The organism is Pseudomonas sp. P110(2024) (assembly GCF_057480795.1).
In genome coordinates this window covers 1-463 of record NZ_JBLIYT010000038.1, presented here as the reverse complement: position 1 = coordinate 463, position 463 = coordinate 1, and the positions used below count along the sequence as shown (strand labels likewise).

The following is a 463-nucleotide window of genomic DNA, read 5'->3' as shown; positions in this document are numbered from 1 at the left end:
CTTAGCCTGAATAACCAGCAGTGAAACTGGCATTCAGTCTATCTATCACATATCCGAATTTTTAAAGAACGATCTGACAAAAGTCAGAAATCAACATTCATCACCGAATGTTCATTTCTAAGTTCTGAGCAGTGCTGCGAAACCTGAAAGAGTGGTGGAGCCAAGCGGGATCGAACCGCTGACCTCCTGCGTGCAAGGCAGGCGCTCTCCCAGCTGAGCTATGGCCCCGTATCCTAGGCCGCACCAAGTAATTGGTAGGTCTGGGCAGATTTGAACTGCCGACCTCACCCTTATCAGGGGTGCGCTCTAACCAACTGAGCTACAGACCTATAACAGGGTCGCGTTACAGCATCGTCTTTACACAATGAATCAAGCAATTCGTGTGGGAGCTCATCAGCAGGCTGATGTCTTCGATTAAGGAGGTGATCCAGCCGCAGGTTCCCCTACGGCTACCTTGTTACGA

At 49.9% G+C, this 463-nt stretch carries 2 tRNA genes; both read right to left on the bottom strand.

Annotated features, from left to right (window positions below):
• Positions 1–152: 152 nt before the first annotated feature.
• Positions 153–228, bottom strand: a tRNA-Ala gene (locus tag AC25ND_RS26385).
• 24 nt (positions 229–252) lie between these two features.
• Positions 253–329, bottom strand: a tRNA-Ile gene (locus AC25ND_RS26380).
• Between the last annotated feature and the right edge of the window lie 134 nt (positions 330–463).